The organism is Streptomyces sp. NPDC059850 (assembly GCF_042731515.1).
GTDB lineage: Bacteria > Actinomycetota > Actinomycetes > Streptomycetales > Streptomycetaceae > Streptomyces.
Genome location: NZ_JBHWJI010000043.1, coordinates 77567 through 87305 on the forward strand (window position 1 = coordinate 77567; position 9739 = coordinate 87305).

Below are 9739 nucleotides of genomic sequence, written 5' to 3' on the forward strand. Positions count from 1 at the left end.
CCCCGGGGCCCTCGGGTCGTGAGTGACGTATCGTCAGATATGTGCATGACGGTGCGTCAGGGTGTGCCACCGGCTGCGCCACGCTCTCGCCGTACGCGCGACTTGTTGCATGAGGCACCAGTAGCCTCAGGCAATTGCTTTCCCTGGTCGGGCCCCCGTTCCCTCACACGCGGCGGAAGGGGAGTGTGCAGGGGACGTAATCGCTCGCGATCGGCGGATGTGACGCGCTCGCAACCGGGGGTTTTTACGGTGTGGGGCAGTGGGAGAGGCCCACCGCGAGCGAGAGAGGGGCATTCGTGACGGCATCGGCTCAGTCGGCGCGGGCGGCGCGCACCGGCGCTGCCCCGGGGGTGGCGGGGTCGGTGCGGAGCGTGTGCTCGTACTGCGGGGTCGGGTGCGGGATCGTGCTCGACGTCGGGCGGGGGGCGGACGGGCGGCGTACGGTGCTGAAGACGTCCGGCGACAAGGCGCACCCCGCCAACGCGGGACGGCTGTGCACCAAGGGCGCCACCAGCGCGGACATGCTCCGGGCGGCCGGGCGGCTGGAGACGGCGCTCTCCCGCGACGACCGGGGTGCGGAACCGGCGGCGGTCGGGGTGGACGAGGCGATCACCGCGACCGCGCGGCGGCTGCGGGCGGTCCTCGATACGCACGGGCCGGACGCGCTCGCCCTCTATGTGTCCGGGCAGATGACGCTGGAGGCGCAGTACCTGGCGAACAAGCTGGCCAAGGGGTTCATCGGCACCAACCAGATCGAGTCCAATTCACGGCTGTGCATGGCCAGCGCGGGCAGTGGCTACAAGCTGTCGCTGGGGGCGGACGGGCCGCCCGGGTCGTACCGGGACTTCGAGCACGCCGAAGTGTTCCTCGTCATCGGCTCCAACATGGCCGACTGCCATCCGATCCTGTACCTGCGGCTCATGGACCGGGTGAAGGCGGGCGCCAAGCTGATCGTGATCGACCCGCGACGCACCGCGACCGCCGCGAAGGCGGATCTGTTCCTGCAGATACGGCCGGGGACGGATCTCGCGCTGCTCAACGGGCTGCTGCGGCTGCTCATCGAGGGCGGCTACACCGATCAGGAGTTCATCGCCGAGCACACCGAGGGCTGGGACGCCATGCCCGCCTTCCTGGACGACTATCCGGCGGATCGGGTCGCGGAGATCACCGGCATCCCGGAGGCGGACATCCGCGCGGCGGCGCGGTACATCGGCGAGGCCGGGGAGTGGATGAGCTGCTGGACGATGGGGCTCAACCAGTCCACGCACGGCACCTGGAACACCAACGCCCTGGTCAACCTGCATCTGGCCACCGGCGCGATCTGCCGCCCCGGCAGCGGGCCCTTCTCGCTCACCGGCCAGCCCAACGCGATGGGCGGCCGCGAGATGGGGTACATGGGGCCGGGGCTGCCCGGACAGCGGTCGGTGCTGGACGCGGACGACCGGGCGTTCACGGAGGAGCTGTGGGGCATCGAGCCCGGCACGCTGCGGACGGACGGGGCCGGTCTTGGCACCGTCGAGATGTTCCGGCGCATGGCGGACGGGGACATCAAGGCGTGCTGGATCATCTGCACCAACCCCGTCGCCTCGGTCGCCAACCGCCGGACGGTGATCGAGGGTCTTGAGGCGGCCGAGTTCGTCGTCACGCAGGACGCGTTCGCCGAGACCGAGACCAACGCGTACGCGGATGTCGTGCTGCCCGCCGCGATGTGGGCCGAGGCCGACGGCGTGATGATCAACTCCGAGCGCAACCTCACCCTCGCGCAAGCGGCCGTCGACCCGCCCGGCGAGGCGCTGCCGGACTGGCGGATCATCGCCCGGATCGCCTGCGAGATGGGGTACGGGGACGCCTTCGGCTATGAGAGCGCGGAGGAGATCTTCGAGGAGATCAAGCGCGCCTCCAACCCGAGGACCGGCTATGACCTGCGCGGGGTGGCGTACGGGCGGCTGCGCGAGACCCCGGTGCAGTGGCCTGCGGCGCCGGGTGACGGTGACGGTGACGGCGAGGACCGCAATCCGGTGCGGTACGTGAACGACGGCGTCAGCCAGACCCTCCTCGTACGGGAGGACGGCACCCGGCCGCGCCTGGTCTTCCCCACGCCGAGCGGCCGCGCGGTCTTCCACGCCCGCCCGCACATGGACGCCGCCGAGCTGCCGGACGACGACTTCCCGTTCGTGCTGAACACCGGGCGGGTGCAGCACCAGTGGCACACGCTCACCAAGACCGGCAAGGTCGCCAAGCTGAACAAGCTCAACCCGGGGCCGTTCGTGGAGCTGCATCCGCGCGACGCGGAGCGGCTGGGTGTCGGCGAGGGCGACGCGGTGGAGGTCGCGTCGCGGCGCGGGCGCGCGGTGCTGCCCGCCGTGGTGACCGACCGGGTGCGGCCGGGCAACTGCTTCGCGCCGTTCCACTGGAACGATCTGTTCGGGGAGTACCTCAGCGTCAACGCGGTCACCCATGACGCGGTCGACCCGGTGTCCTTGCAGCCGGAGTTCAAGGTGTGCGCGGTGTCCCTGGCCAAGGTGGCATCGGCCCCACGGTCCGCCTCCGGCGCGGCAGCGGGTGCCGACGCGGCGACGGGCGCCGTCGCGGCTCCTGGCGGCGCGGACGTGGCCACTGAGGCCGCCCCGGCTTCCGGGGGTGGCGTGGTCGACGGGCTGGTCGCCGCGTTCGGGGTCGCCGACCTCGCGCCGCCCCTCCTCACCGAGCCCGAGCGGCAATACCTGCGCGGCTTCCTCGCCGGGCTCCCCGGCGCCGCCGCGGCCGCCACCGCCGCGACCGCCACCGCCGCGACCGCCACCGCCGCGACCGCCACCGCCGCGGCCGCCACCGCCGTCCCCGTCCTGCCGCACGACGCGCCCTTCGCGCCCGAGCACGCCCTGTGGGTCAACGGCGTTCTGGCCGGGGCCTTTTCGCGGGCGGGCGCCCCCGCCCCCGTGGCGGCCCCGGACACCGCCGCACCCGGGGCGGGCCCCCGCGAAGTGGTCGTCCTGTGGGCCTCCCAGACCGGCAACGCCGAGGACGTCGCCGGTGCCACCGCCCGCCGCCTCGCCGAGACCGGGCGGCAGGCCCGGCTGCTGGAGATGGACGGCCTCGCCGCCGCCACCCTCCCCCGGCCCGCCGACATCCTCGTCATCAGCAGCACCTTCGGCGACGGCGACGCCCCCGACAACGGCTCCGGCTTCTGGGAGTCCCTCTCCGCCCCCGACGCGCCCCGCCTGGACGGCACCCGCTACGCCGTCCTCGCCCTCGGCGACTCCTCGTACGACGACTTCTGCGGCCACGGGCGCCGCCTGGACGAACGCCTCGACGAGCTGGGCGCCGTACGCCTCGCCCCGCGCACCGACTGCGAACCGGACTACGACGAGCCCGCCCGCGCCTGGCTGGACACCGTCCTGGACGCCCTGGGCAGCGCCGACACCAGCCCGCCTCCGCCAGCACCGCCAGCCCAGGCCGCCCGCCCCACCAAGGCCGAGCCGTTCACCACCCGCCTCATCGGCAACCGGCTGCTGAGCCTGCCCGGAGCGGCCAAGGAGGTACGGCAGTTCGCGTTCGACACCGGCGACGGCGCGCTCGCGTACGAGGCCGGGGACGCGCTCGGCGTCTGGCCCGAGAACTGCCCCGACCTGGTCGCCGAATGGCTCGCCGCCACCGGCCTCGACCCGGCCGCCGAGGTGGCCGTCCAGGCCGTCCCCGGCGCCGACGTGGCGCCGATGCCGCTCGCCGACGCCCTCCGGAGCCACCTGGAGATCGCGAAGATCACCCCGGACCTGCTGCGCTTCGTCCTCGACCGCACCCACGACCACGACCTCAAGCGGCTGCTGCGCCCGGACAACAAGGACGGTCTGGCCCAGTGGATCTGGGGCCGCCAGGCCGTGGACGTCCTCGCCGAACACCCGGTACGGGCCTCCGCCCAGGAGTGGGCCGACGTCCTCAAACGGCTCCAGCCCCGGCTGTACTCCATCTCCTCAAGCCCCCTCGCCCACCCCCACGAGGTGCGGCTGACCGTGTCCGTGGTGCGCTACGAGAGCCGTGGCGGAACGCTCCGCAAGGGCGTCGCCTCCACCCACCTCGCGGACGCCGCCGCCGACCACCCGGTGTCCGTCTTCGTCCAGCGCGCGCCCGCCTTCCGGCCCCCGGCCGACCCGACGACGCCGATGGTGATGGTCGGCCCCGGCACCGGCGTCGCCCCGTTCCTCGGCTTCCTGGAGGAGCGCAGGGCGCGCGGCGCGACCGCCCCCAACTGGCTGTTCTTCGGCGAACAGCGCCGCGCCAGCGACTTCTACTACGCGGACGAGCTGGAGCAACTGCGCCGCCACGGCACGCTCACCCGCCTCGATACCGCCTTCTCCCGCGACCAGCGGTCCAAGGTGTACGTCCAGGACCGGATGCGCGAACACGGCGCCCGGCTGTGGTCCTGGCTCCAGGACGGCGCCCACTTCTACGTCTGCGGGGACGCCACCCGGATGGCCAAGGACGTCGACCGGGCGCTGCGCGACATCGCCGTCGCCCACGGCGGGCTCGACGAGGACGCGGCCGAGCTGTACGTGAAGCAGCTCGCCGCCGACAAGCGCTACGCCCGCGACGTGTACTGATCCCTCACGCATCATGGGTGGATGCACACGTACCGGATCGGAGAGGCGGCGGCCCTGATGGGCGTCAGCGCCGACACCCTGCGCCGCTGGGTCGACAGCGGACGGCTCACCGCCGAGCGGGACGAACAGGGCCGCCGGATCGTCCCGGGCCCGGCGCTGGCCGCGTTCGCGCGGGAGCTGAGCCGAGGCCCGGACCAGGAGGGCAAGGGCGTCTCCTCGGCCCGCAACCGCTTCACGGGCATCGTCACCGAGGTGATCCTCGGCGATGTGTCCGCGCAGGTGGAGATCCAGGCGGGGCCGTTCCGGGTGGTGTCCATGATCAGCCGGGAATCCGCGGAGGAGCTGGGCCTCGAACCGGGCGTCCCCGCGGTGGCGGTGATCAAGTCGACCAACGTGGTCGTCGAGAAGCCATGAGTCCGGCCCATCCGGCCTGAGAGGATGCCCCCGTGAGCGAACGGGGAGAGCGCGGCGAGCGGAATCGGGCATGGCGGCGGCACCTCGTCGCGGGGGCGGTGAGCGTCCTCGCCCTCGGGGTGGCGGTCGCCCATCTCGTCAAGCCCGACCTGAAGATAGACAACGTCACCGTCGCGCTGCTGGTCATCGCCATTGTCCCGTGGCTGCGCACCCTCTTCACCAGCATCGAACTGCCCGGCGGGCTCCGGGTCGAGTTCCGGGACGTCGAGCAGCGCATCGAGGCGGCCGAGGCCATGGCCGACGCCGCGCTCGTCGGTGGCGGCGGGGGCGCGGGGGACACCGACGACCCGGCGGCCCGCGAGGACGTCCGCAGGCTGGCCGCCGAATACCTGTCGGTGCGCGACACCATGCGCTCCGGATCGGCCCGCACGCAGCGCATGAACGGCATCCTCGCGCGCCTGGTGCGCGCCACCCAGCGCATCGCCGACCCGGAACTGACCGCCTGGCTCAGGTCATCCGACGGCGGCTTGCGCCTCGCGGCCTACGCCCGCCTGTACGCCGTACCGGACGATGCGCTGGACCTGCTGGCGGACGCCGTGGTGGACGAGCCCCTGGCCTTCAGCCAGTACTGGGGCATCCGCGCCCTCGACAAGGCCGTGGACCTCGTCGGCCCCGAGAATGTGCGGTCGAGTGTCGTACGCCGCCTGGAGGACTGCCGCCCGAACGGCGCCGACCGGGCCCATCTGCTGAACCGCCTGCTGGCGAAGATCCACGGCCTCCCGTAGCCCCTTGATCACTCGTCGGTGATGACCACCTTCCCGAAGTGCCCCCGGTCCGCGAAGTGGCGGTACGCGGCGGGCGCTTCCGCGAACGGGAAGGCGCGGTCGATCACCGGGTGCAGCCGGTGGCGCTCCAGCGCCCGGTTCATCTCCTCGAACATCTCCCGGCTGCCCACGTACATCCCCTGCAGCGTGATCCCCTTGCGCACCACCGAGATCGGATCGACCCCGTCGCCGTCGGCCAGCACCCCGATGACGCTGATCCGGCCGCCGGTGCGGACGGCGGTGAGCGACTGGGGCAGGGTGCCCGCGCCGCCGACCTCCACCACGTGGTCCACGCCGCCGCCGGACGCCTCGTACACCGCCTGCCCCCACGCGGGCGTCCGTACGTAGTCGATCCCGTCCGCCGCGCCGAGCGCGCGCAGCCGGGCCAGTTTGGCGTCGCTGCTGGAGGTGGCGATGACGTGGGCGCCGCCCAGCGCGGCGAATCGCAGCGCGAAGAGCGAGACACCGCCGCTACCCATCGTCAGCACGGTCTGTCCCGGCGCGACCCCGCCACTCGTGACCACCGTGTGCCAGGCGGTCACGGCGGCGCAGGGGAGGGTGGCGGCCTCGGCGAAGTCCAGGTGGGCGGGGGCGGCGACGAGGGCGTCCTGGTCGAAGAGGACGTACTGGGCGAGTACGCCGTCGGACGGGCCGCCGAGCGCGCCAGCGGTCCGGTCCGCGGTGGCCGGGCCGGAGATCCAGCGCGGCATGAAGATGCCCACCACCCGGTCCCCGGCGGACCACCGGGTGACCTCGGCGCCCGCGTCGGCCACCTCGCCCGCGCCGTCCGACAGCGGCACCAGGCCGGGGGTGAGCGCGCGTCCGTAGGTGTCCGAAGCGATCATCAGGTCGCGGTAGTTGAGCGACCAGGCGCGCATCCGGACCAGCACCTCGCGCGGCCCGGGGGCGGGTACGCCGCGCTCGGCGGGGCGCAGGGCGTCCACGCTGGTGAAGCGCGGGAGTTCGTAGTAACGCGTCGTGTTCCGTGTCGTCATGCGGGGATCCTCACCGCGTGGCCGCTGACGCGGACGCGGGTGTCGTCGGGAGTGATGTCCACCAGAAGTTCGCTGGGCCGCCCCATGTCCTCGCCCTGCCGGATCCGGACCCTGGCCGCCTCCTCGACCAGTCCGGTCGCGCGCAGATACCCGCCGAAGGCGGCGGCCGCGGCGCCGGTGGCCGGGTCCTCCACGACCCCGCCGACCGGGAACGGATCACGGGCGTCGAAGTCGAGCCGGTCCGGGTCCGGCCGGTGCACCAGGTGCACGGTGGTCCAGCCGCGCCGCCGCATCAGCTCCTCCAGCGCGCCGTAGTCGTACGCGAGGTCGGCGAGCCGGGCACGGGTGGCGGCGGCGACGACGAGGTGGTCGTTGCCCGCGAACGCCACGTGCGGCGGGAGGGCCGGGTCGAGGTCGTCCGGGGACCAGCGCAGCGCCGCCAGCGCGGGCGCGGTCTCCGTGGCCTCGTCGGCGGGGCGGGTCCGGGTGGGCACGCTGGTGAGCGTGGCGTACGGCGCCCCGCCGCCCGTGCTCGCACCGCCGTCCGCGCTCGCCCCGCCGCCCGCGCTCGCCCCGCCGCCCGTGCTCGCACCGCCGTCCGCGCTCGTCGTCACCCGGACCTCGCCCGCCGCCGTGTCGAAGACCAGCTCGCCGGGGCCGTCGCGTTCGGCGAGGGCGACGGCGGCGGCGACGGTGGCGTGCCCGCAGAAGGCGACCTCGGCGCGCGGGCTGAAGTACCGCACCCGGTAGTGGCGCCGGGCCTCGTCGCGTGCGGTGAGGAACGCGGTCTCGGAGTCCCCGACCCGGGCGGCCAGCGCCACCATGGCGGCGGCGTCCTCGCCGAGCGGACCGGCGTCGAGGACCACACCGGCGGGGTTGCCGCCGGAGGGGTGGGTGGTGAAGGCGGAGTAGCGCAGCACTTCGGTCATGCCGTCCACGCTTCCACCGGGTGGCCATCGCGTCCAACGATTCCTTTCGCTGGCCGCCATCGAGAAACCCGATACCCTCCCTACGTGGACACCAGACTCCTGCGCACGTTCGCGGCCCTGGCGAGGACCGGGAGCTTCACCGCCACCGCCGCCGAGCTGCATCTCGCCCAGTCCACGGTCACCGTCCAGGTCCGCGGCCTGGAACGGGAGCTGGGCACCCGCCTGTTCGACCGGCTGCCCACCGGCGCCGTCCCCACCAGCGCCGGGCGGCGGCTGCTCGCCGAGGCCGAGGACGTCCTCGACGCCGAGGCCCGGCTGCGCGCGGCGGCCGCGGGCGTCGCGGGGGCCCAGGGGCCGCCGGAGGGGCAGGTCGCCCTCGGCGCGGGCGAGTCCCTGTGCGCCTCCCGGCTGCCCGCCGTGATCGCCTCCCTCGCCCGCAGCCACCCCGGCATCGAACTCAACCTCCACCCGGCGGGCAGCGCCGCCGCCGTCGAGGGGCTGCGCGCGGGCCGCCTCGACCTCGCGCTCCTCCTGGAGCAGCGGGTTGACCACGCCGACCTCACCGCCCGCGCCCTCGCCCGCGAACCGCTCGTCTATCTCGCCGCCCCCGGCCACCCGTTCGCGGACCGCACCGTGGGCTGGGCCGAGCTGGCCCGGCAGACCTTCTTCGTCCACGAGGAGGGCTGCTCGTACAGCGACCACCTGGTGCGCACCCTGCGCACCGTCCCCGGCCCGCCGCCCCGGCTCACCCGCTTCGGCAGCATCGAGGCCGCCCGCTCCTGCGTCGCCGCCGGGCTCGGCCTCACCCTGCTCCCCCGGGCCACGGTGAGGCGCCAGCTGGCCGACGGCACGCTGGCCGAGGTCCACGGCCCCGAGATCCCCCCGGTGCCGGTCCAGCTGACCCACGCCCGCCGCCGCTGGATCAGCCCCGCCGCGCAGGCGGTCGCCACCGAACTGGCCCGCCTGCTCGGAGGCTAGGGCGTGTTTCGAAAGTAGCGCCGTCCGCCCGGAGGGCGGGCCCCGCGGCGTCTGGTGCGTGCGATCGCAAGGCGGAGGGGCGTCCTCGTAGTGGGCCTACTTGGACGATCCCGACAACGCAGCGAGCGTGCGTGCCAGGCGTCGCGGGGCAGGCGGGACTTTCGAAACACGCCCTAGAGCAGCCGCTCGCCGTCATGGGCGCGGACGGCGGGCGGGGCGGCGGTGTCGGGCGCGTCCAGCGCGTCCAGGATGCGGGCCGCGTACGCCTCGCTCGCCAGGTCCGGCACCTCCGCCCGGGTCGCCCAGCGCCAGGCCCGGGTGCGCGGGCCGGTGGCGGGGGTGCCGTCGAGGGCCCGGCAGCGGAAGACGAGGCAGACGCCCAGGTCGTTCATGTCCTTGTAGACGCCGGTCAGGGCCGCCGGAAGCGCGATCTTCACGCCCGTCTCCTCCAGCAGCTCGCTCCGCAGGGCGTCCGGAATCGTCTCGTCCGGGCCCAGCGGCCCGCCCGGCGGCTCCCACGTCCTGCTGTCCCGGCGCTTGATCAGCAGCGCCCGGTCCCGCTCGTCGACGATGACGCCGGCGACGTTCAGTGTGTGCGGGCGGTCCACGGTCACGTTTTCCTCGGCCCTCTCGACTGGCTGCGCGCCCCTCACGGTAGCCCAAGTCCCTTGGGGTTCTACCTCTGATCTTGCGCAGTGCTCCGTCCTTTAGAGCGGAGGTGAAGTGCATCCTCGTCCCGGAGGCGCGGAGCGCCGGAGTTCGCTGCACCTCCGGTGTGGTGGTCAGAGGGGGCGCTTCTGGTTCTCGATGTACTGGCGGACGACGGTCAGGGGTGCGCCGCCGCAGGAGCCGGCGAAGTAGGACCCGGACCAGAAGTGGCCGCTCCATAGATACCGGCGGACGTGGGACTCGTACTCCTTGCGCAGCAGCCGGGCGGACACTCCCTTGAGGGAGTTGACCAGTTTGGAGAGCTGGACCTTCGGCGGGTAGTGCACCAGCAGGTG

8 protein-coding genes are annotated in these 9739 nt (G+C 73.7%); 4 read left to right on the top strand and 4 right to left on the bottom strand.

Annotated features, from left to right (window positions below; genetic code table 11):
* Positions 1–362: 362 nt before the first annotated feature.
* From ACFV9T_RS29855 to ACFV9T_RS29865, 3 genes are read left to right on the top strand one after another with little or no spacing between them, the layout of a single operon-like run.
* The gene (locus ACFV9T_RS29855) at positions 363–4595 is read left to right on the top strand and encodes a molybdopterin-dependent oxidoreductase (RefSeq protein ID WP_385445551.1); all 4233 of its coding nucleotides are present in this window, start codon (positions 363–365) and stop codon (positions 4593–4595) included.
* A gap of 21 nt (positions 4596–4616) precedes the next feature.
* Complete coding sequence (locus tag ACFV9T_RS29860; protein ID WP_385445543.1) at positions 4617–5009, top strand: molybdopterin-binding protein; 393 nt, start codon at positions 4617–4619, stop codon at positions 5007–5009.
* Positions 5010–5041: 32 nt separating this feature from the next.
* A complete protein-coding gene (locus ACFV9T_RS29865; protein ID WP_385445544.1) occupies positions 5042–5794 on the top strand; it encodes a hypothetical protein in 753 nt (250 codons plus the stop codon).
* Between the two features lie 8 nt (positions 5795–5802).
* Here ACFV9T_RS29865 and ACFV9T_RS29870 read toward each other — a convergent pair whose 3' ends face one another.
* The gene (locus ACFV9T_RS29870) at positions 5803–6828 is read right to left on the bottom strand and encodes an NAD(P)-dependent alcohol dehydrogenase (RefSeq protein WP_385445545.1); all 1026 of its coding nucleotides are present in this window, start codon (positions 6826–6828) and stop codon (positions 5803–5805) included.
* Complete coding sequence (locus tag ACFV9T_RS29875; RefSeq protein ID WP_385445546.1) at positions 6825–7757, bottom strand: PhzF family phenazine biosynthesis isomerase; 933 nt, start codon at positions 7755–7757, stop codon at positions 6825–6827. Before ACFV9T_RS29875 ends, ACFV9T_RS29870 begins: the two co-directional genes overlap by 4 nt.
* A gap of 84 nt (positions 7758–7841) precedes the next feature.
* Here ACFV9T_RS29875 and ACFV9T_RS29880 point away from each other — a divergent pair, with 84 nt between their 5' ends.
* Positions 7842–8735 (top strand): LysR family transcriptional regulator, encoded by an 894-nt coding sequence (locus ACFV9T_RS29880; RefSeq protein ID WP_385445547.1) that lies wholly within the window; start codon positions 7842–7844, stop codon positions 8733–8735.
* A 173-nt stretch (positions 8736–8908) separates the two neighbouring features.
* Here ACFV9T_RS29880 and ACFV9T_RS29885 read toward each other — a convergent pair whose 3' ends face one another.
* Both ACFV9T_RS29885 and tnpA read right to left on the bottom strand, forming a co-directional pair.
* The gene (locus tag ACFV9T_RS29885) at positions 8909–9349 is read right to left on the bottom strand and encodes an NUDIX hydrolase (protein WP_385445548.1); all 441 of its coding nucleotides are present in this window, start codon (positions 9347–9349) and stop codon (positions 8909–8911) included.
* 168 nt (positions 9350–9517) lie between these two features.
* A partial coding sequence (gene tnpA / locus ACFV9T_RS29890) for an IS200/IS605 family transposase (protein ID WP_385445549.1) occupies positions 9518–9739 on the bottom strand: 222 nt, incomplete at its 5' end.